At 67.8% G+C, this 20,629-nt stretch carries 17 protein-coding genes and 5 pseudogenes; 15 read left to right on the top strand and 7 right to left on the bottom strand.

Annotation, left to right across the window (positions count from 1 at the left end):
• Positions 1-33: 33 nt before the first annotated feature.
• Positions 34-1,035, bottom strand: a complete 1,002-nt coding sequence (locus ACZ6Q9_RS23990) for a glycoside hydrolase family protein (RefSeq protein ID WP_393455068.1) — start codon at positions 1,033-1,035, stop codon at positions 34-36.
• Between the two features lie 565 nt (positions 1,036-1,600).
• Here ACZ6Q9_RS23990 and ACZ6Q9_RS23985 point away from each other — a divergent pair.
• The 11 genes and pseudogenes from ACZ6Q9_RS23985 to ACZ6Q9_RS23935 form a co-directional block, all read left to right on the top strand.
• Positions 1,601-1,730, top strand: a pseudogene (locus ACZ6Q9_RS23985) (IS5/IS1182 family transposase); the annotation flags it as partial.
• A 322-nt stretch (positions 1,731-2,052) separates the two neighbouring features.
• Positions 2,053-2,247 (top strand): annotated as a pseudogene (locus tag ACZ6Q9_RS23980) (nitric oxide synthase oxygenase); the annotation flags it as partial.
• Between the two features lie 3 nt (positions 2,248-2,250).
• Positions 2,251-3,483: a globin domain-containing protein gene (locus ACZ6Q9_RS23975; RefSeq protein WP_393271128.1), complete on the top strand. Its 1,233-nt coding sequence runs from the start codon at positions 2,251-2,253 to the stop codon at positions 3,481-3,483.
• Positions 3,480-4,121 carry a hypothetical protein gene (locus ACZ6Q9_RS23970; RefSeq protein ID WP_396829620.1) on the top strand — a complete coding sequence of 214 codons (642 nt, stop codon included), beginning with the start codon at positions 3,480-3,482 and terminating at the stop codon, positions 4,119-4,121. The genes ACZ6Q9_RS23975 and ACZ6Q9_RS23970 overlap by 4 nt, the downstream gene beginning before the upstream one ends.
• A gap of 302 nt (positions 4,122-4,423) precedes the next feature.
• A complete protein-coding gene (locus ACZ6Q9_RS23965) occupies positions 4,424-4,696 on the top strand; it encodes a hypothetical protein (protein WP_393455059.1) in 273 nt (90 codons plus the stop codon).
• An 11-nt stretch (positions 4,697-4,707) separates the two neighbouring features.
• Positions 4,708-6,153 carry an APC family permease gene (locus ACZ6Q9_RS23960; protein WP_393271146.1) on the top strand — a complete coding sequence of 482 codons (1,446 nt, stop codon included), beginning with the start codon at positions 4,708-4,710 and terminating at the stop codon, positions 6,151-6,153.
• A gap of 260 nt (positions 6,154-6,413) precedes the next feature.
• Positions 6,414-7,148 carry a hypothetical protein gene (locus ACZ6Q9_RS23955; protein WP_396829619.1) on the top strand — a complete coding sequence of 245 codons (735 nt, stop codon included), beginning with the start codon at positions 6,414-6,416 and terminating at the stop codon, positions 7,146-7,148.
• Complete coding sequence (locus ACZ6Q9_RS23950) at positions 7,145-8,404, top strand: histidine decarboxylase (RefSeq protein ID WP_396829618.1); 1,260 nt, start codon at positions 7,145-7,147, stop codon at positions 8,402-8,404. The genes ACZ6Q9_RS23955 and ACZ6Q9_RS23950 overlap by 4 nt, the downstream gene beginning before the upstream one ends.
• A gap of 649 nt (positions 8,405-9,053) precedes the next feature.
• Positions 9,054-9,947, top strand: coding sequence for a hypothetical protein (locus tag ACZ6Q9_RS23945; protein WP_396829617.1), 894 nt, complete (start codon positions 9,054-9,056; stop codon positions 9,945-9,947).
• Positions 9,948-10,131: 184 nt separating this feature from the next.
• Positions 10,132-10,689 (top strand): hypothetical protein, encoded by a 558-nt coding sequence (locus tag ACZ6Q9_RS23940; protein WP_393271189.1) that lies wholly within the window; start codon positions 10,132-10,134, stop codon positions 10,687-10,689.
• Between the two features lie 325 nt (positions 10,690-11,014).
• On the top strand, positions 11,015-11,272 hold the full coding sequence (locus tag ACZ6Q9_RS23935) for a transposase (protein ID WP_393271187.1): 258 nt from the start codon (positions 11,015-11,017) through the stop codon (positions 11,270-11,272).
• Positions 11,273-11,374: 102 nt separating this feature from the next.
• On the opposite strand, the gene ACZ6Q9_RS23930 is transcribed toward ACZ6Q9_RS23935, so the two are convergent.
• Positions 11,375-11,926, bottom strand: coding sequence for a sigma-70 family RNA polymerase sigma factor (locus ACZ6Q9_RS23930; RefSeq protein ID WP_396829616.1), 552 nt, complete (start codon positions 11,924-11,926; stop codon positions 11,375-11,377).
• A 225-nt stretch (positions 11,927-12,151) separates the two neighbouring features.
• On the opposite strand from ACZ6Q9_RS23930, the pseudogene ACZ6Q9_RS23925 reads away from it, so the two are divergent.
• Positions 12,152-12,323: pseudogene (locus ACZ6Q9_RS23925) on the top strand (transposase); the annotation flags it as partial.
• A gap of 125 nt (positions 12,324-12,448) precedes the next feature.
• Here the strand turns inward: ACZ6Q9_RS23925 and ACZ6Q9_RS23920 are convergent.
• A pseudogene (locus tag ACZ6Q9_RS23920) lies at positions 12,449-12,535 on the bottom strand (IS5 family transposase); the annotation flags it as partial.
• 335 nt (positions 12,536-12,870) lie between these two features.
• Here ACZ6Q9_RS23920 and ACZ6Q9_RS23915 point away from each other — a divergent pair.
• Positions 12,871-13,080: a zf-HC2 domain-containing protein gene (locus ACZ6Q9_RS23915; RefSeq protein ID WP_396829615.1), complete on the top strand. Its 210-nt coding sequence runs from the start codon at positions 12,871-12,873 to the stop codon at positions 13,078-13,080.
• A gap of 60 nt (positions 13,081-13,140) precedes the next feature.
• Here the strand turns inward: ACZ6Q9_RS23915 and ACZ6Q9_RS23910 are convergent, their stop codons facing one another.
• The gene (locus tag ACZ6Q9_RS23910; RefSeq protein ID WP_396829614.1) at positions 13,141-13,383 is read right to left on the bottom strand and encodes a hypothetical protein; all 243 of its coding nucleotides are present in this window, start codon (positions 13,381-13,383) and stop codon (positions 13,141-13,143) included.
• Positions 13,384-13,535: 152 nt separating this feature from the next.
• Complete coding sequence (locus tag ACZ6Q9_RS23905; RefSeq protein ID WP_396829613.1) at positions 13,536-13,682, bottom strand: hypothetical protein; 147 nt, start codon at positions 13,680-13,682, stop codon at positions 13,536-13,538.
• 1,145 nt (positions 13,683-14,827) lie between these two features.
• Here ACZ6Q9_RS23905 and ACZ6Q9_RS23900 point away from each other — a divergent pair.
• Positions 14,828-15,823, top strand: a complete 996-nt coding sequence (locus tag ACZ6Q9_RS23900) for a methyltransferase (protein WP_396829612.1) — start codon at positions 14,828-14,830, stop codon at positions 15,821-15,823.
• Between the two features lie 285 nt (positions 15,824-16,108).
• Here the strand turns inward: ACZ6Q9_RS23900 and ACZ6Q9_RS23895 are convergent.
• Positions 16,109-16,798, bottom strand: a pseudogene (locus ACZ6Q9_RS23895) (transposase family protein); the annotation flags it as partial.
• A gap of 277 nt (positions 16,799-17,075) precedes the next feature.
• On the opposite strand from ACZ6Q9_RS23895, the gene ACZ6Q9_RS23890 reads away from it, so the two are divergent.
• Positions 17,076-19,904: an AAA family ATPase gene (locus ACZ6Q9_RS23890; protein WP_396829611.1), complete on the top strand. Its 2,829-nt coding sequence runs from the start codon at positions 17,076-17,078 to the stop codon at positions 19,902-19,904.
• 515 nt (positions 19,905-20,419) lie between these two features.
• Here ACZ6Q9_RS23890 and ACZ6Q9_RS23885 read toward each other — a convergent pair.
• Positions 20,420-20,629 (bottom strand): hypothetical protein (locus ACZ6Q9_RS23885; RefSeq protein WP_396829610.1); only part of this gene is annotated, 210 nt, incomplete at its 5' end.

The raw sequence follows: 20,629 nt of genomic DNA, 5'->3' as shown, positions 1-20,629 counted from the left end.
CCACCAACCCGGTGAACCTTCCCGGTCAGAGCACTAGACCGCGCGGGCCACGCAGATCCTGGCGTCGAGGCGGGGCCCGGCCTCGTAGAGCATGTAGCTCACGCCGCCGTCGGTGCCGAACGTGGGTGCCGCGACCCGGCCGTTGTCCGACGCGATTGGTCGGTGGAACACTCCGAGGTGGATTTCGCGGTCGAAGTTGTTGCCGATTTCGGTCAGATACATGTTGCCGCTGTTGCCGTGATACGCGAGATAGGCGGTGCCGTTGCGCTTCAACAGGTGCGGCGCGGAGATGTCGGTTAGCCCGTCGCCTGATGGTGACACCAGCGGGTTCGGGTCGAACTGCCAGCCGCTCCAGCCGTTCGGCGACCAGCCCCAGAAGATCTTTCGGGTGCCCGGTCCGATTGTGTGGTAGCCCATGAACACCATCACGTAGCGGTTGCCCTTGCCGGCCACGGAGTGTTCGAAGACTCGTGCGTACGAGGTTTCGGTGGTGTTGGGTACCAGTCTCGTCGACAGGATCGGGGTCTCGTCGGTGAAGTGGATGCCGTCGGTCGAGCGGGCGACTCGGGTCGTGTAGTTCTCGCCGTGGAAGTACAGGTAGAACTGCCGGGTCGGCGCGTCCCACACCACGTGGGGGGACGACACGTGGCTCACCGTGGTGGTCGGCAGATACCGGTCGATGATGGGGTTGTTCGGGTATTCGGTGTAGGGGCCCTCGAGTCGGTCGGCGTAGGCGAGGCAGATCCCGCCGGGTGCGTCGTGTGGCGCGTAGTAGAGGTAGTAGCGGCCGAGATAGCCGCTGATCTTGTCGTAGACTCCGCGCACGCACGGGAAGATGAACTCGCCGGTCGGGTTGTAGCGCAACGGGGCGGCGAACGCGTCGCGCACGTATTGATAGTTGGGGAAGCCAGCCGGTGCGGCGAGCGCGGGCGTGGGCGTCGCGGCAAGGCCGGCGCCGGTGATCGCGACGCCGGCGGCCGCCGTACCACGCAGCAGCGTGCGTCGGGAGATGGAGCCTTCAGGGGTACGCGTCATCGCGTTTCTCCGTTCGTGAGGTGGGCCGACCGGGGCAGCGGGAGCGGGGGCGGCCGTGACGAGTCAGCGGGTGTCATTCACCTTCGCTGAGCGGCCGTACGGTGTGGACGGTCGTCGCGGATGGGTGCGTTGGTTGACGAGTCTGCGCGCGCCGTCTCGGCGGCGTCAAGATGCTAATGCGAATTAGCAAGGTGGGTTCGGCGGGCTTCGGCCGGTGCTGCCGCCAGCATCGTCGGCCTGTCGGCTGAACCCGGTTCGCTCGCCGTGACCGGGACCCGCGTCCCTACGTGCAGGGAGCGTAGCTCGATGACGACACAGGCATGTGCTCACAAGGCGGGAGCTGAATGTGGTGTTCGCACGTTCTGGCCGGATCACCCAGCCTCCATCCCGATGGCAGATCTCGCGGCGCGGCGTCGCGAGGGTGGCGGCGGTCGCGGTGGTCGCCGCGGCCGGCCGTTGCGTCCGGCCTGATTATTGTCAGGGGGCGCGGAAAATGTCTGAGGGACGTCTCGTAACCCCGACAGGTGTCTGTTAGGGACGGTCGTCGGAAGATGCCTGGGTGCAGGTGATCCCGACCCGGGACCACCGCCTCGCCGCGGGGCGAGAATTACCGGTACTCGACGAACCTGCAGGTCGCCATCGACGCCAGCATCCGCCTGGTCATCGCCGTCGGCGCCCCTCAGCCGGGCAGGCAGCAGCTCCGGACAAGGGCCCTGCCACGGCGGCAACCAGGTGCTCGGCGACCACGCCGGCTCGGCGCCGTGGTCAAGCCCTCCCTGCCCCGGTCTTCCGCCGCCACCCGGCATTACGAGCGGCGATCCGTCCTGAGTCAAAGATGTGAACTCCCGTCCGGTGCCGGCCGTATGGCACAGACCAGAGGCGAAACATGAACGGGATGGGAGAGACGTGGCACTGCGACGACGCCCGCCCGCACGGAGGATCACGCGGGGGACACGCGGGGAACGTGCCGGAACCGGCCCGATGATCGGGAACGAGCCAGCATCGACGACCGGCAGCGCTGGCCGGCCCGGCCACGGCGACTGGCCGTGGATCAACGGGTCGGTCGGATGGGCCGCCCTACACGCCGAGCACCACAGCTACTACGACACCCGGGCGCCTAACCCGAGTTTCTGGCCAGGTGTTCACACGCCGTACTTTCCCGAGCCGACTCTGCGTGAGCGCCACTACCTCGCCTCCCGGCAGGAGGGCTGACACATGGACGTCACTGCGCTGCGTCGGAGCTGGAACCAGCTCGCCGTCGCCGGCCCCGAAGCAGCAAAATACTTCTACGCGACTCTGTTCCTTATCGCTCCTGAGACGCGGACCATGTTCCCAGCCGACATGCGGTATCAGGAGGACAAGCTACTCGCCTCGCTCGGGCACATCATCACGAACATCGACGACCCGGATGCGCTCACGACGTTCGCGCAGCGTCTCGGCGCTGATCACAGGCGGTTCCACGGATCAGACCACGAGGGTCGACCGGTGCAGCTGGCGGAGCGGCACTACATCTGGGTAGGCCAGGCACTCGTGGCAACGCTGGAGCACTTCGTCGGACCAGGGTGGACACCAAGCTTAAGGGCTGACTGGGCTGCGGCGTACGAGGCGGTAGCGAAGTTGATGCTCGCCGGCGCCGCCAGATCCGAACGGGTCGCGCCCTCGTTCTGGCGGGCAGAGGTAACCAGCACGGAGCGCCGCCGCGCCGACATCTGCGTGTTCACCGTCCGACCGAACTACCTGTGCAACTACCTGCCGGGGCAGTCTCTGCCGACACAGGTGCCGGCAATGCGCACCTGGCGGTACCTGTCACCCGCCAACGCTCCCCGCCCCGACGGAACGCTCGAGTTCCACGTGAGGGCGACGGGCCGGTTCTCCACCCATTTGGTGCGCCGGACGGCACTCGGCGACACACTCCTGCTGGGGCACCCCGTGGGCACCGCGTTGTCGTCGTACGACCGCGCACCCCACCGACGGCTTCTGCTGATCGCTGGCGGTACCGGCGTAGCGCCGCTGCGAGCCATCCTCGAGCAGATCCAGCAAGGCTCCGGCCGTCCCACCACCCTGGTGGTGGGGGGAAAAACACCCGACGACCTGTACGACCACCAAGCGCTCCTGAAACTGGCCGCGACGGCGCCGGAAGCAGCGTGGTCTGACACCTTGGGCGAGCCGTGGCTCCGCTACGTGCCAACCGTAGAAATTGGGTGGGGGTGGGACGGCGAGGTGGGGCGCGCCGTCGACACCGCCCTGCGGCTCGGCCCGTGGGCAGACGCAGACATCCTCGTCTGCGGGTCTCCTGTGATGACCCGGGCCACGATCGCTGCCCTTACCGCCTCTGGTGTAGACCCTGCCCGGATTCTGACCGAAAGCTACGACCACTCGCTCTACCCACCTCTGTCGGCGCCGGCTGGATCGACGCCGCGTGACCTCACCTGGACAGGAGTCCGATGACTGACCACGGTGCTCGACACCTTGCACCGGACGCGGAGCGGCCGCTGCCCGGCGAGGTCACCCAGCGCCTCAGCCTGGTAGCCACCCGCCGCTCACGCCGCACGCATTGGTACCCGGCAGTTGACGTTGCCGCGGTGGTCCGCTTCGCGGACGATCGGATCGCGCTGCTGCGCGGCGAAATCGATCGTAGGGGACGAGAGGTGGCCAGCCTGCTCAACCAGGTCGAGATGCTCCGCCACGGAACCCTGCCGAGCGCCGTACCGCAAGCAGCTGACCCATTGGCTGTCGAGCTGACGATGCGCGCTCAGGAGGAAGCCAACCGCACAATCGGCGACGCCAGCGTGGAGGGCGCGGAGATCCTCGCCGAAGCGCGGCGGCAGGCCGAGGACATCATCGTCCACGCCTATCAGCAGGCCGCCCAGAGCACCGGATACGCCGGCCCGCAGGTCACCGAACTGCAGCGTCATCTACAGGACCTGCAAGAGAGGTATGACGCTCTGTTAACCGCCAGTCGGGCCGCGCACGAATACCTGTCCCAGTGGCAGTCGTACCTGGCCGATCAGTCTGAGCAGATGCTGGCCAGCGCAGGGGCCGCTGGTGAGGTCAGCGAACAGCTGAAACTGGCGATCAAGGAGTAGCAGGGTGCTCTTCGCGGTTTCCTGGCTCGACCGGAAGGTGATGACAGGGGCTCCCCACGCCTGTCGCGCCAAACCGCACGGTTTCTCGGCGCCCCGCGCTACCCGTCACGCACGAGTGCCGACTCGTCCGAACTGCTCAACCGGAGTTCCAACCCTATGTGCCCCGATTTTCAAGGAGACACATCCTCATGCTGACCCTGGTCCCCGGACCGCTTACTGCCTCCCCACCGCGAACGCTCGATGCCGGGCAGCGGTTGCCGGCACGGCCGCACGCCGCCGGCACCGGTGCCGCGGTCACGGACGTGGCAAACGCGACGGCCGCGAAGTACGCATGGAGGTACGCGATTCGGCGGGAGTGGCCGGACGGACACCACGACCTGTTCAGGTTCACGCCCGACGCGGACACCACGCAGCGGCGGCTCGGCCGTGACCAGGGCTACTGGCGCGCCGGCCCGGTACGGCCGGCGACGGTGCACCTGATGGCGGCCAACGCCCTCACCGGGGACCGACATCCAGCGGATGACTGCCAGCGCTCGTCGTGCCCAATCTTTCCGGAGCGGGGGGAGCTGCGGTGAAGTCAACGCATGTGCAGGTAGCTCTCGCGCGGCGGACGCTGACTCCGTTCGGGTTGTGGGTGATCGGGGCTGCGGCGTCGGCGCCCATGGTGGTGCTCGCCGGAGGCATCGTCGCGACGTACGCGACCACCAAGGTGACGGCTCTGCCCCTGACCTTCGTGCTCGTCGCGGGTACGGTGGCGGTGCTCGCGGTCGGGTACACGGCGATGGCACGCCAGGTCCGGCACCCGGCGGCCTACTACGGCATCCTCGCGAAGGGGTTGGGCCGTGGCTGGGGCGTCGCCGCCGGCCTGGTCGCCTTGGTGGCCTACAACGCCATCCAGACCAGCCTGTACGGGCTGTTCGGGGCGACGATCGCCGCGCAGCTCGGCGGCACGTGGTGGGTGTGGGCGGGCCTCGCCCTGGCCGGCGTCGGGGTGTTGGGTCTGCGGGCGATCGTGTTGTCCACCCGGGTCCTGGCCGCCGTGCTGGTCGTCTCGCTGCTGGTCGTCACGGCGTTCGTGCTGGCCGGTATGGGAGAACCGGCGGACGGTGGGCTGTCCTGGGCGGGCTTCGACGCCTCCGGGTTGGCGGTTAGCGGCCTTGGCGGCGCGGTTGCCTTCTGCGTGGCCGCGTTCATGGGCATAGACGCGCCGGGATCGTTCGTCGAGGAGGCCATCGACCGCAGGTCGGTCAGCCGGGCCACCACGGCAGGAGTGGTGGTGCTCGGTGGGGTGTATGCGGTGGCCGCGTGGGCGATGGGGGTGGCGGTCGGCCCCGGAGCCGTCGCCGAGGTCGCCGCTGACCCTGCCGGCGGGCTGCCGTTCTCGGTCCTGGAGCGTCTTGGCGGTGGGTGGGTTGTCCTCGCGGAGCTGATGCTGGTCTTCGCGATCGTCACGTCGATGCTGGCGTTCCACGCCGTGCTCGCACGGTATGTGTTCGCGATGGCCCGCGAGGGCGTCCTGCCTGTTGGGCTCGCGCGAGGCGGCAGCGCGACTCGGGTCAGCGCGCCGCGCGGCGGGTCACTGGCGCAGACCGGTGTCGCCACGGTGGTAGTGGGCGCGTTCGCGTTCAGCGGCGCTGACCCCGTCGCGGCGATGTTCACCTGGCTGTCGACGCTGGGTGCGATGGGGCTGCTGTGTCTGCTGTTGGCCGCGTCGGTGGCCGCGTTGCGGGCACCGGACAGCGTGCGCGGGCTACGGCCGGGGGTGTGGGAGTGGCGGCTCGCGCCCGCCCTGGGCGTGCTCGGCGGGCTGGTGGTGCTGGCCTTGATGCTCGGTAACGTCAGCTCGCTGCTCGGGGCCGCGCCCGGGTCGCTGTACCCCATCCTGCTGCCCGCGATCCTCGTCGCCACCGCCGTTGCGGGCGGGGTGTGGGCCGGGAGCCTGCGGCGAGCCCGTCCTGAGGTCTACGCCGGCATTGGCCGCGGTACCCCGACGGCGCACGCCGTTCCCGACGCCATCAACGTCTCGATCTGAGAAGGAGGATCGCGACGATGAGCAATCATACTGCCGCACGCGGCGGGCATTACGGTGTCGATCCCTTTCACCCCGGCTGGCGACCAGAGCGCCCACCGGCGGCACCGCCCGCTGCCTCCCGGAGGCCAGCCGACTACGCACCACCACCACCCGGCTACGGCGCGGTCCCAGTGCCCGGCGATTACCACCGACCGGCTGGCACCACGTTTCCCCCCACACCACCCCCGCCTGCGCCCTCGCAGAGGCAGGACGGTGACGGTGTGCCGGCTAGGGACCGCCGCTGGGCGGACCTGCGCAGGCAAGTCGCGTATCGCTCCAAGCGGGCCAACGCCGGCCACATGGTCGAGGCCGACCAGCGGTTCGGGCAGCGCGATGCGCTCGGTCCGCACGGGGTGATGCTGTTCTTTAGATCCGAGGCCCCGGCCGAGCCACACGGCTACCGGCTGCACATGGCCCACCGGCTGTGGCTGGCCTCGCCGGAATCCGATGACCTACCTCGGCTGCTCGGCGACCTGGCGGTCGTCGCCAGCGACAACATCTCACGTGCCGCCTCCGCCGGGCGCCGGTGGCATCCTCTCGGGCCGGATGGCTCGATGGTCAACGGCGGAGACATGGCCCTGCCCGACGACGCGACCTACGTCGGCATCGGCGTCACCACCCTCGACTCGGATCAGGGCCGCTGGTACCAGGTCGCCCGGACCCTGCGCGACGAATGGGCCAACGGCCGCTACCGGTCGGCGTTCGACCTCAAAGGCCAGTGCTACGCGCTGCTGACCGACGGCACCGCCCTGCACATCGACCGTGACCCCCACGCCCGCCTCGGCGTGGACGGGATCCGCTGCAACAGAACCCTCGACCCGGACCGGATCACCTACTACAACCCCCACCAGCACCTCACCGAAGAAGACGATGACGCCACCCGGGAGGTGTGGCGGCAACTCGGCGCGCTGCACGACATCCTCACCGCCTACCTCACCGTTAGGCGGCCGGCGTGACCCACACCTCCATCCTCAGTCTCCTCGGTGCCGCGGACCTCAGCCTCGCGCCGATCGATGTCACGGCCGTCCTCGACCGCCTGGTGCAGCAGGCCGACGCCGACGCGGCGACGAGTATCGGGTTTCCCGGGGCCGTGGACCTCGACCACAGCAAGGTCATGGCCCGCCTGGGCAGCCGGTTGTGGAACAACATCGGCGATCCGGCGGACCCGGGCGGGACAGCCCACACGCGGGTGCTGGAGCGGGCCGTCATCACCTGGGTCGCCGACATCCTGTCCATGCCGGCCGATGACCGGTGGGGCTACGTGACCACGGGCGGCACCGAAGGCAACCTGGCTGCCCTGCACGCCGCCTACCGCCGTTATCCCACCGCCCGGATCTACTACTCGACCGCCGCGCACTACTCGGTCTCCAAAACCGTGGCGTTACTGGGCGCGCGGAGCGTGGTCATCGAGGCGCGGCCGGACGGGGAGATGGACTATGCGCATCTCGCCGCGCAGGTCCGCAGACGGCGACGCTGGCCCGCCATCGTGGTGGCCACGGCCGGCACCACCATGACCGAGGCGGTGGACGACACCACCCGCATCCGCGCCGTCCTCGACGAGTACGGCGCGGGCGGGCACCTGCACGTCGACGCGGCACTGTCCGGCATCCCGCTCGCCCTCGACGGTCGGCTACGCCTCGATGACGCCGGTGGCATCGGCAGCATCGCCATGTCCGGTCACAAGTTTCTCGGTGTGCCGACTCCGTGCGGAGTCGTCCTCATCCGCGACGGCGTCCGCAGCCACAGCAGCCACGTCGCCTACACCGACACCGTCGACACCACCATCACCGGCTCCCGCTGCGGCCTGGCCGCCGCACTGCTGTGGCACGCCATCGCCACCCACGGCCGCGAAGGACACCGCCGGCGGGTCAGCGAAGCCCGAACCCTTGCCGCCTATGCCGTCAACCAGCTCACCGCCGCGGGATGGCCCGCGTGGCGGCATCCCCACGCCTTCACCGTCGTCCTTGCCACCCCACCGGAACAGGTGCGCAAGAAGTGGCTGCTGGCCACCGACGGGGACACCAGCCACATCATCTGCATGCCTGGCGTCAGCAAGGGCCAAGTCGACGCGTTCGTAGCCGACATCGCCGCCGCCGCACCGCCGAGGTCAATACCGCAATCCCGACTCTCGCCCGAATCGCCCACACCACCGCTGGGCACTGACTGTCTTCCGATGCCGTCTACCGACCGACACGGAGGCGAGTTCATTTGATCCCTCGCAGTGGCTGCGGCAGTTTCCTCCCGTTCGAGGGCGGCGATGCGGAACGCATCGCCGCGGGTGGTACCCGGCCCCCTCGCCGGCGTCGGTCTCGGTCCGCTTCACCCACGTACGCAACGCCTCGGGATGGATCCCGAGCGATCCACCGGATCGCTCCCACCGCACCGGCCGGATCCCGGCGGGCCTCGACCGTCAACCGGGTCGCACGCTCAGGCAGCTCATCGGGGTACTTCTTCGGTGCCGGCATCGCTGGTGTTCCTCCAAGGCTTCGATGCCTCTATCAAACCCGGTTCGGGGCAGCCCGCCACGACGTCCACATCGTCACCCAGCACAGACAAATGGCGAGACAAAGAACTCGAATGTTCCCGGAGCCACGCCGTACAGGTTAAGGATCAAGTTAGCTATCTAAGAGGTCGCGCGGAATGGTTGGTGATCATCGGCGGTGGGTGGGGCGGCTGTCCCACCGGTAGAGGGTCCATGCGCGTCGGATGAGACTACGGATGGTGCTGATCGAGGCTCGCCTCGGCGATCGAACTCCAACGAAGTTGGGCTGGCACGTCGGTCACGAGTCCCGCCTTCGGGTCGGCTACCGTCCTGCGCCATGACGCAATTTCGTGTGCGATCCCGGTACCGGGATGGGCTTGTGCTGGCCTACGAGATTCCTGTCGGCTCAGCGCCGGTGTCGGACGTGGTGCCCGCAGCGACCTTTCCCGTTGGGGCGCACATGGAGTTGGACGACCATGCCGTAGCACCCGACCTGAGCCGCGCGGTGTACGCGATGCCCGACCACGTGACGTGTATCGACCGTACCGGACGGCGGCTGTGGCAGCTCGACTTCATCCCCGCTGCGGCACCGTGGCCCATCGTCCATAGCTGCTGCGCCTACTCCTTGGACGGAATGATCGTGTGGGTGTTCCGACCTGACGCGATGGCGCGCGGTACCGGCGCCGATCAGTGGTTGGCCGTCGACGCGGGTACCGGCCGGGTGATGGCGCAGGTGGACTTGTGTTCGGCCGGTCACGGGGGCAAACACTTCGCCCATCCAGACGGCAGGCACATGCTGCTGAACGTGGGGGAAGGACAGGATGGCTCGCTGGTCTACCGGGGTCGCTTCGAGAACGGTCGGATCGAGCTGACCGAGTATCCGTGGCCGGATCGGGTCCTTGTCGACGTAGCGCCGGGCGGCCGCCAGTTCATGACCGTGGACCACGATCAGCATGACGCCGCTTTCCATGCGTATCCCGACGGCGCAGTCGTCGCGCGAGTAACGGCGGAGTCGCTCGGCCATGATCCCGCCGGCGTGGTCGTCGAGTGGGTTGGCGGCTACCTCGGCGACGACACCGCCGTTGTGACCGTCATCGGCGAGGCCGACGATGAGGAGGAGTGGTTCGAGCGGTACATCGTCGATCCGCGAACCGGCGAGGTCCGAGGGCAGATGGCACCGTTCTCTGCTGAACAGTACGACTTCGAACCGCTCGGCGACGGCTCATGGCTCACCACCGTCGACGACCATCGGCTTCAGCGCCAAGCCCGTTGACGGAGCGCGCCGGTCGGTAGGGCTTCGTAGTCGCGGGCCACCCGAGCGTGAAGGGCTCGCAGCCCATCGGTGATCGTCTGAGTGTCTAAGAGGTCGCGCAGATAGGCGCGGAGGCTGGTGTTGGTCATGCACGACAACGACACAACAACGGGTCCGCCGCCCGGCAGTTGATAGCGTGATCGTCGTGGCAGAGCTGGAAGAGCTGGTCCTGACCCCGGGTGAGCGGGCGCGGGGGGTTCGAGTCGACAGTGTGATGTTCAGGATGGACTGGACTGGTGAGGATTACCCAGGCCAGCTGGCGGCGTTCGTGGCTGGTCGGGTACGGGCCTTCGGGGCAGAGCCGACAGACGTCGACACCAACGTCCTCTACGATGCGGCCGAGGCCGACCCGACTCTGCGCCGCGGTGATTTCCCGGTCCGCCAGCTCGATCATCTGTCCGGTGTGCTGGTAGATCTCGGCTGCACGCTTGTGGTGCGGGACAACGGCACCGACACCTACGAGGTACTGGTCGCGCTGACCGGTGAGCGTGAGCTGACCGGGCTGATGCACCAGGGCCTCCCGGTGCGGGCCTGGGACTCGGAACCCGAAGAGACCCTGGTCAGCCTGGACTGCCCGAACTGCTCGGAGATGCTGGTCTGGCAGCTGTCGGCGACCCAGACCCTGGCCGACGAGCGCTGCGACTGTGGAGCCGCGTTGTTCGACGCTACGGGCCGCCCACTGCCCAACGTCACTCTCCACTGAGAGGTTGCGCGTAATGGTGGGCTTGATCGGCGCGTCTGAACGGATGCAGGCACAGAACGACTGAGCATGAAGTTGCTGACGCTTAAAGGGCCATTATTCCTCAGCCGCGCCAGTGCCCGATGTCGCAGGTCGCCGACGCAAAGGTGGATGCCGAAGCGGGCGCCTTCGGGTGCCTACCGAGCAAGACCCGCGATCCCGCGTGCCAGGTAGCCCGCCACAACCGACTGACTGAAGCGCGGGACACTCGCCACGAAAACCAACTCGGCCGGTACCTCGATCTGGAACACCACCTGGTCCCCAGCCTCGGATCTCCTGGGCGCAGTTCGTGCCGTTCCTCGACTACGAGCACGAGGTCTGTAAGGTCCTCCACACCACCAACATCATCGAGAGCCTCAACGCCAGGTTCTGGCAGGCCGCCCGACGCCGCGGGCACTTCCCGACCGAGCAGGCCGCGATGAAGATCCTCTACCTCGTCGTTCAGCAGAAACACCGAGGTGGCGGGAGCATCACCGGCCGGGTCTACGGTCGGGCCAAGGCCCTCAACGCCCTGGTCCTCGCCTACGGCGACCGGATCACCATCTAACAACCTCGATCACGCCAAGGCCCAAACACGGAAATCGACACACTCCCCGGTAGGAGGCGGCCGGCAGGACGGCCGGTTGGCACAAACTACCCAATCCTCGGGCTATTCGGGCTGGCGCTTCACGGTGGCGCCCATGGCGGCGCGCAGCGACCGGAGTGCGTGGTAGGTGCGTGACTTGACCGTCCCCTCCGGAATGCCGAGCACTGCGGCTGCCTCGGCGGCTGACCGCTCACGGAAGTAGACTTCGATGATCACGTTCCGGTGGTCTGGGGTCAGCCGAGCCATCGCCCGCTTGATGGTCTGAACGGCGAGCATCCGTTCGATGGCGTCATCGCCGGATGGCAGGACCGTCATGTCGACCAGCCCGACTTCCGCCGGCCGGGCCCGCTTCGCTCGACCGGCGTCGATGGCCACTCGTCGCGCGACGGTGAGCAACCAGGGGCGTAGCGTTGCGATGTCCGTGTTCAAGGCCTCGATTTTGCGCCAGGCCCGCACCATCGTCTCCTGCAGCAGGTCCTCGGCCGCTTGGCGCTCGCCGAAAGTGAGCCGCAGGAGGAATGAATAGACCGGCTTGGCATGGGTGTCATACAGGGCTTGCATCCGCTCCTCGGCGGATAGGTCCCTGACCGCGACGGTTCCGGTCGCAAGCGCCATGGCTGCCCTCCTCCATACCTGGTTGTCCCAAGGCAAGGCTCGTTCGTCGGGCGCTGAGAGACATCGGGTAGCTCACGGATGTTTGGGGGCGTACCCGTACCGCACCGGGTTGCTGCGTAGTCATCGAGCCAGCTGCGTCGACCCGGCCGCGACACCAGCCGCGGACGAGCGGCAACGTTCTGGGCCGTCGTCACGGGGCCGGGGCGGAGCGGTGCTAGCCCGGTCATGGGTGATCGAAAGCCGTATCCCAGCGACGTCAGCGACGAGCAGTGGGCCGTTCCTGGACGCGTGGAGGGCCAGACGCGTGTCGGTCTCGGTGTCGGGTCGTCAGGGTGACTACGACCTGCGGAAGATCGTGAACGCGATCTTTTACCAGAACCGGACCGGCTGTCAGTGGTATGGGCCCACCGGGTGACGCACCGACGGCCAGATTACCTCGCAGAGAGTGACGAGAGCCCGATGGCACCCGGTCACGTCCGCGCCAAGCCGGCAGCATCCCCGCAGATCCGGCTGCATGCCGGCCGACTTGCAGCACAACAGGTCACGGATCACCTGGTGGGTGCCGTCGTCCCGCCACAACGCGAAGTAGTAGTACGTCGCACGCCACGGCCCAAACACGGAAATCGACACGCTCCCAAACCTGGAAAATCCTGGCCAAGCTGCGTTGCTGTCCCCGCCGCGCGACCGCGATCGTGCAGGCCATCCTCGTCCTGCACCGCGTCGAGACCAGCCGATACCCAGGATTAAAAAGGCTCGTTGTGTTCGTCGGGAAGACCCGGGACGGCATCGCTGGCCTATAGAAATCCCGGCGGGCGCCGGTAGCCTGCCGATGCTGAATCAGCCAGCGCGCGACCGGCAGAAGCACCCTTGGGCTGAACCGTCCACGCCGACGGTACGTAATCTGGGCTTGGAAAGCCAGCACCGTCAACGGTCAGGAAGAGTGAATGAGCCAGCCTGGAAGTTCGAATGACCCGTTCAAGCTGGCGCTCGGAGTCTTCGCGTTGGACGCTCTGTCCGACGACGAGCATCGGATGATGGAGGCTCATATCGCGCGATGCCAGCGGTGCCGCGCGGAGTACGACGGGTTCCGGGACGTGGTTGCTGGCTTGGCCCTGCTCTCCGAGGACGACATACGCCACCTCGGGTCCGAATAGCACGGCGCGGCGCATGATGAGCGCGGGACGTGGACAGTCGAATGGTGACGGCGGCGAGGTCTAGCCTAGGCCGAGGGCGAAGCTGCGAATGGCCGCAGCCGTGCTGGCCTCGGCTTTGTCGAGCCAGCCCGGCAGGTCATGGCCTCGAAGGTTGACGATGATTACGGCGAAGGAGCTGACGATGTCAGCGGCTTCGCGTAGCGGTGGGCAGCGGTCGAGGATCGTGTGTCGCTTGGCCTGGTGCTCGTCGGTGAGGGTGTCCGGGGCACGGGTGATCCAGTTCGTCGCTTGCCACACGGTCACGCAGGGGGTCGGGGCTGGAGTGCCGGACTCGCGTAGGGGCTGCAGGTGGCGGCGGACAATGCGTGCGCTGCCGCGGTAGCCCTGCTGACGGATCTCGGTGTAGATGAGGGCGGCGTCGGCGCAGCCGGCGTTCCACCGCTGGTAGATGTGGGTCAGGTAAGGGCGCAGGGCTCGTCCGGTGCGGCCGCAGCGGCCGTGGCTGAGCAGGTCGTCAGCGGTTTCGGCTTGAGCGTAGCGGCGTAGCTGCGTACGGTCTTGCGGTCCAGGCCCAGGGCCTCGGCGATCGCGTTGATGCTCACGCCGGTAAGGCGTAGTTCGTGGATGGCGACGTGTCGGTCACGGGTCGTGCGGTCAGCGGGCCTTCGAGTTGTTCAGGGATCGGCGTCGCCCGCACTTGCGGCGGCTCATCGTCGACTTCCGCCTCCCCGGGCACCTGTTCCCTGGTGCCCCAGTCGATGCCCCGCCGCGATCGTTGACGCCCGCAACCCCGAAGCGCCGCGCCAGTACACCGCCCTAACAAGGGCGAGGCGCCGTCGAAACTGGACGGCTTTCGACCAGTTCGCCACCGTCCTCACCGGACGTGGGTGCGCGTTCCGGCTGATGCTCCAGCAGGACGGAAGGGCCGGTCGGGCCGATCGTGGAATTTCGATCAACGAGTCTTGTGAACAACTTCGAGGGCGGTGTACGGTGAAATCCAACATGAAGGACCAAGTGATTTGGTGTCCATGACGAATGGCGACCAAGACGCGCTGCTGCGCAGCTTTTACCGACCGCCAAGCTGCTCGTTACCATTTACTGCTCCGGACTGTTGGCGGCCAGTCGCCAACTCGGTGGGGCTTGGTATTTGGCCTCTATTCCAACACGACTGTCGGAATTAAAACTCACCCTGGCCTTGAACGCTCCCTCTCGTCGCGATTGACTGCACTGTCGTTCCGTCCGCCGAAATGCGCCCCTTCCGTGGGGAGGTCGCGGCTCGTGCGCCAACTACTCATCCCGACCCCGTCCCCTGGCGAGATGGAATAGAAGAAGCCCGAAGGGGTCTTCAAGGAAAGTGGCGATAATTGTCGGTGGCGGCCGCAGTGTTGGCGCGGTTGTCGCGCCTCGATTCGCCAGCGGAGGGGTGCTCGATCGTAATCGAAGGCCGCTGCGCAGCCGATGCCGCCTAAGCGGGCGGTTGCGCTTTCGTCGGTCAAGAAGCGCGGTCGCGACCTGGGCGCCGGCACCCGGCCGGGCGCGTGGACACCTGGTTCAACGCGTTGGGCCACAAGGCGCTGTCCGACTTCCGTAGGCGGCACGGCGTGGCGGCCAAAGGGGAATCGGCGCGCCACGTGCGGAAATCAGTACGAGCGGTATCCGAAAGGAGGAGGGGTGCGGACCAGCAAGTGCCGCGCTCCAGACGGAAATGAAAGTAGAGAATGAAATGACGCTAACTCCCCTGCCGCTGATGCAGCTGAGTTCCGGATTCTCGAGCTTCAAGACCTTCGCCGCTGCAGTGGAGTTGAGTCTGTTCACCCGGCTTGCCGATGGTCGGACGATGAGCGTGGCGGAGGCGTCTGCCGAGTTCGGACTGCCGTCTCGTCCGGCGGATCTACTGCTCACCGCTTGCGCCTCGCTGGGATTGCTGGAGAGGCGTGGTGACGGGTACGGAAATACCGCACTCGCCGAGAAGTTCTTGGTCGAAGGGCGCCCCTACTATTTCGGCGGATTGGTGCGGTTCTACGACAAGCGCGAGTACCCGGCATGGGATCGTGTTGTCGAGGCGCTTCGGACGGACAAGCCGACCGCCTGGGACCCGGATGTCCAAGACTCTCCGTTCGTGGCCGAGGACTCGCAGATGCTGCAGTTGTTCTGGGACGCGATGCACTGCATCTCGACATTCACCGCCCGCGCTCTCGGCGAGGTCTACGATTTTGGCCAGCACGCCCGTCTGCTGGATGTGGGGGGCGGCTCCGGAGCGTTCCCGATCGAACTGTGCCGCCATTACGCGAATCTGTCGGCGACGGTATACGACCTGCCCCACGTATGTCCCATCGCCGATTCCAAGATCGCCGATGCTGGATTGAGCGAGCGAATCACCACGGTGGCCGGGGACTTCCTGCGTGACGTCGAACTGCCAGCAGGCCACGATGTGATCCTGTACAGCATGATCATGCACGACTGGGGTGAGGACACCGACCGGGAACTGCTCCGACGCGCCTACGAGGCGCTGGCACCCGGCGGTGTGGTCATCATCAGCGAACTGATGCTCAATGCCGACCGCACCGGCCCCGCCGAGGCCGCCCTGATGGGTATGAACATGCTCATCGAGACTACGGCCGGTAAGAACTACTCCGAAACCGAGTACATGACCTGGCTACAGGATGCCAAGTTCTCCGACATCCGCACCCTGCCGTTCGTCGCGGCCGGCGCAAACGGGGTCGTCATCGGAGTCAAACACTGACCGGACCGTGGCGACAGTCGTGGAGGGCCCCAGGGTCTCGCCCTCGGGTCCTCCCCGAACCGCCTGTCAGGATGGTCCCGGCCGCCCTCGGACCGGGACGGTCTGGCGAGGGAATGATCAACCTTGAATCCGACTCTCGTGTTCTACCGGCAACGATCCAGGGCTCCAGCCCTACCCCTCGCGTCAAGCTTCAACGCGGACTCCACCGCACCTAGATCCTACGAGTGACCCAGACCGACCCGCTGCACCAATTTCCACCGTCCGGGGCGCCGTCGCGACGGCGTGCAGCTTCCAGCCCATGAGGGTGGCGACGGCGCGCTCGCCGACGGCGCGGATCTTGGCGTGGTGCCGGTTGACGGTCCAGTGCCGGCGGGACAGTCGCGGCCGGTGACGGCGGCACTCGAAGGGCGTGCGGATGCTGCCGCCGGCGCCTTGGTATGCCTTGTCGGCGAAGGTCGTCGTGTTGATGCTGCTCAGCGCGTCGATCAGGCCGTGGGTGCGGGCGGCGGTCAGGTCGTGCACGGCGCCGGGCAGCGCGGGCGAGGCCCAGATGAGGCATCCCTTGCAGTCCGCGATGACCTGCACGTTGACTCCGTGGCGCTTGTGCTTTCCGGAGTAGTACGGCCTCTGGGTCGCCGTCTTGGACGCGACGGGGATCAGGGTGCCGTCGAGGATCGCGCACGCGAGCCGGGCGATGCGCCGCATGGCCGCGGTCAGGTCCTCGGCGTGCGTGGCGAGCAGGTCGATGGCTTCCCGGACGTACCGTCAGGCGGTCGTGACGCTGACCGCGATGCCGCAGGCCGGACGGGTGATGGGCTACCCGATAGGGAGATGGGCCAGGGCGAGTAGGGCTTGCCGACGGGCGTCGAGGCGCCGCCACCGGCCCCGGCGCCGGATGCGTTCGGCGCGGATGAGGTCGGCCAGGTGATTCAGGGTGCGGCCGGACAGCGCGACCGCGGACGGGTAAGACAGCACAGCGAGGCTCCCGGTTGGGGCATCGGGCTCTGGTTGACTGCTGTCTTACCGGGAGTTTCCCCCTATGTCCACAGACCCTTCCCGCACCCACCGTGACCGGGCCCATCACGATGAAGAGACCTCAGTCCCTGATCACGATGGAAAGCCTCCGAGTCGGATCGGGTGTTCGGGCTCGTTCCCACCATCGGTGAGAGTGCGTGGGCGTTCAGGTGAAATCCTGCGTCCAGGGCTGCTCCTCGGGGGCACGTTGCGCCACTGGTCGCCCTATCGTGACGGCATGCGTTCACCTGCCTCGGCAATGGTCGGTCGGGATGTCGAGTTGGCGGTCTTGCGAGAGCTGATTGCGGGGGTGGCTGAGGGCCGAGGCGGGATGGTGTGGGTGGACGGCGAACCTGGGATCGGGAAGTCGACACTGATCTCGGCGGCGATGGATGAGGCAGCGCGGTTGGGGTGTGTGGTGTACGCGGGGTCTGCGCCGGAGTTGCTGCCGCCGTTTCCGTTGCAGGTGTTGCTGGATGCGCTGCTGGTGGGGCGGGATTCGGTGGATCCGTTGCGGGCGCCGTTGGTGAGGTTGTTGCGGGGGGAGGGAAGGACGGAGCTGGTGACGCCGCGAGATGTGGCGGCGTTGTTGGCCGAGCAGGTCCTGGCGTTGGTGGATCGGTTGTGTTCGGCGGCGCCGGTGGTGTTGGTGCTGGATGACGTGCAGTGGGCGGACGAGGCGAGCCTGTCGGTGTGGTCGCGGTTGGGTCGGACCGCCGCCCAGGCGCCGTTGCTGCTGGTGGCGGCGTGCCGGCCGCTGCCACGCCGGCCGGAAGTGGCCGCAACGCGGCGGGACCTCGTGGAGCAGGGGGCGACGGTGCTGCCGCTGGGAGCGTTGTCGGCACCTCAGGTGATCGAGGTGGTGGGCGAATTGGTGGGCGCGGTGCCGAGCGGGGCGTTGGGTGCGCTGACGGGGCAGGCGGGGGGAAATCCGCTTTATGCCCGCGAGGCGGTCGATGCGTTGATCCGGGAGTCCCGAATCACCGTGGTGGCGGGAGTGGCCGAGTTGACGGGTGCGGGGGAGTGGCCGGGGTCGTTGCCGGAGGCGATCGGGCGGCGGTTGGGGTTCTTGCCGGAGCGGCCCCGGTCGGTGCTGGGGCTGGCGGCGGTGTTGGGTTCCGCGTTCACGGCCGATGACCTGGCGGTGGTCTCCGGGCAGCCGGCGACCGAGTTGATGGCCGTGGTGGATGAGGCGGTGGCGGGCGGGGTATTGGCGCCGTCAGGGAATCGGCTGGTGTTCCGGCACGGACTGATCCGGCAGGCGCTGTACGAGGCGATGCCGGCGAGTCTGCGGGCGGCGTTGCATCGGCAGGCGGCTCAGGCGCTGGCCGGCGCGGGGGCGCCGGTGGAGCGGGTGGCCGAGCAGTTGCTCGCCGGTCCTGTGACAGCCGACGAGTGGATGATCGATTGGGTGGCCCGGGAAGCCGCAGCCTTGACCTACCGGGCGCCGCGGGTGGCAGCCGACCTGTTGACCCGGGTCCGCGGGGCGGTTGACGACGATCCGCGCCGGGAACGGCTGGATGCCGACCTGTCGGTCGCACTGTCGCAGCTTGGCGACAATAAGCGGGTCGAGCAGCTCGCCCGTCCGGTGCTGGCCTTCAGCCGCGATCCCGTGGTGGCCGCTCGGGTGGCCTGGACTCTTGGGTACGCGCTGATGCGCATGGGGCGGTACGAGCAGGCCGTTGAGGTCGCCGAGCACACGCTGAAGCGGCCGGAACTGCCAGCGGTCTGGACCGCCCGGCTGTACGCCCTGCGCGCCCTTGCGCTCATCGGCGTCGGGCGTTTCGACGAGGCTCGGGCGGCCGCCGCACGAGCCGAGGTCGAGGGGCACCAGGCCGGTGACCGGCTGGCGGTCGGATACGCCCTGCACGCCCTGGCCCTCGTCGAGCACAACCAGCGGCGGGACGTGGCGGCGCAGGTGGCGCTCATCGATCGCGCGTTGGCGGTGTTGGGGGACGACCTGCCGGTCGCCGACCTGCGGCTGCTGTTGATGATCAACCGCGCGGGTGGCTTGGACAACCTGGGACGGCCCGCCGAGGCCGACGACGCCTTCGGCCAGGCCATGGTGTTCGCCGAACGTGCCGGCACTCCGCCCCGGCTGGCGCATCTGCGGGCGAAGATCGCAGACTACAGCTTCTACCGGGGGCGGTGGGACGAGGCGCTGGCGGAGCTGCAGGCTGCTACCGACCTGCCGATGGACATGACGTATCGGCTGGCCGGCCGCGGGGTGCGGGCGTTGATCGCGGTTCACCGCGACGACCTGCCGGCGGCCGAGCGGGAGTTCCTCGGCGTCGAGGAGCTGACAAGCCCCGGGAACGGCTTGCGTCTGTACGCCGACCTCCTGCTGGTTGCCTGGGCGTTGGCGGCCGAGCGCGAGGGCCGGCCCGCCGAGGCGCTGGTTCGCCTGCTGGCCGTGTTCGATCCCGAGGGGGACCGCGAGTTTCCGCAACTGACCCCGGACACGCCGATGTGGTTGGCCGAGGTGGTCCGCCTCGCGCTGATCTGCGGCGACCGTACCATCGCCACCGCCGCGGCCCGGGCAACCGGCGCCGCCCAGGGGCAGGCGCATCCCGCCACCACCGCTGCGGCCGGCTACTGCGCCGGCCTGCTGGCGGCCGACCCCGCAGGGATTCTTGCCGCCGCCGACACCTTCCACCGCATCGGCTACCCCCTGTTCGGCGCGCAGGCACTGGAAGACGCCGCCGTGCTGTACGCCGAACGCGGCGACGCGCTTGCGGCGCGGGCCGCGTACGTGCGGGCGGTCGAGGTCTACACGTCGCTCGAGGCGGCCTGGGACACCATGCGCACCGACGCCCGCCTACGGCCGTACGGCATCCGCCGCGGCCGCCGCGGACCGCGCCGCCGGCCCACCATCGGCCGGGAAGCCCTCACCGCCACGGAAAGGAAGATCGCCGACCTCGTCACCGCGGGACAGTCCAACCCTGACATCGCCGCCCAACTGTTCCTGTCCCGCCGTACCGTGGAAACCCACGTCTCCCATATCCTGGCGAAGCTCGGGGCCCATTCGCGGGTCGACATCGCCCGTGAGCTGGCGAGTTCGCAGTAGGACATGTACCACTGGTGTCCTGTGGGTGGCTGAAGCGCCCAGCGACGGGCAGTTGGCTGGGGTGTACTGCTTGTGGGTGAATGGGTGGCGGCGACCCGGGTCCTGTCTCATACGGCCGATCGTGGGTCACGATGCGGGACGAGGGCTCACCAGCAGGCGCGGGATCGTCCACGAGTCGCCCGCGGTCTCGCGGAGTACCTTCCCGTCGTGGTCGAGTTGAACGTCGTCCGGCAGTCGGGTCAGCATTGCCACCAACACATCCTCCACGAACTATTCGGCGACCACCTCTCCTTGACAGCGATGCGGCCCTTGGCCAAACGCGAGGTGCGTAGGCCCGCAGCAGTGGGGACGGAGGGGGCGATGCCGTCCGACTGGGCTCAGCTTTCCGCGGTCATCTGTTTCTGAGTTCTTCCCCAAAAGCGTCCACATGGTTCGTCCAGATCCGATATGACCTGACAGCCCCGCGAAGCAGCCCGGTCCGGTAAGGGGCGTTCAGTAACCTTGTGACGGAATCATCATCCCTGAGCGGTTAGGAGCGTGATGTAGCCGGTGGAGTACACGGTTGTCGCTGCGTTTGGTCCGAGCGTGACGCGTCCCGCCGGCACCTTTTTGGCGAACACGACGAAGTGGCGCTGGTCCTTGTCGTTGGTTGGGATGGTCATGTCAGTGCGTTTGAAGCCCTGCTGGTTCAGCCATGCCGGCCACCAGTTGGCCACCTCCGGTGC

The organism is Micromonospora sp. NPDC049139, assembly GCF_055586845.1.
The sequence above is the reverse complement of the archived record's forward strand: the minus strand, read 5'-3'. Positions and strand labels throughout refer to the sequence as shown.

Coding starts and splice junctions, on each gene's coding strand:
- ACZ6Q9_RS23990 (WP_393455068.1), bottom strand. CDS start 1,035: ATGACGCGTACCCCTGAAGGCTCCATCTCCCGACGCACGCTGCTGCGT.
- ACZ6Q9_RS23975 (WP_393271128.1), top strand. CDS start 2,251: ATGGACGTCACTGCGCTGCGTCGGAGCTGGAACCAGCTCGCCGTCGCC.
- ACZ6Q9_RS23970 (WP_396829620.1), top strand. CDS start 3,480: ATGACTGACCACGGTGCTCGACACCTTGCACCGGACGCGGAGCGGCCG.
- ACZ6Q9_RS23930 (WP_396829616.1), bottom strand. CDS start 11,926: ATGGCGCTTGCGACCGGAACCGTCGCGGTCAGGGACCTATCCGCCGAG.
- ACZ6Q9_RS23915 (WP_396829615.1), top strand. CDS start 12,871: ATGAGCCAGCCTGGAAGTTCGAATGACCCGTTCAAGCTGGCGCTCGGA.
- ACZ6Q9_RS23900 (WP_396829612.1), top strand. CDS start 14,828: ATGCAGCTGAGTTCCGGATTCTCGAGCTTCAAGACCTTCGCCGCTGCA.
- ACZ6Q9_RS23890 (WP_396829611.1), top strand. CDS start 17,076: ATGCGTTCACCTGCCTCGGCAATGGTCGGTCGGGATGTCGAGTTGGCG.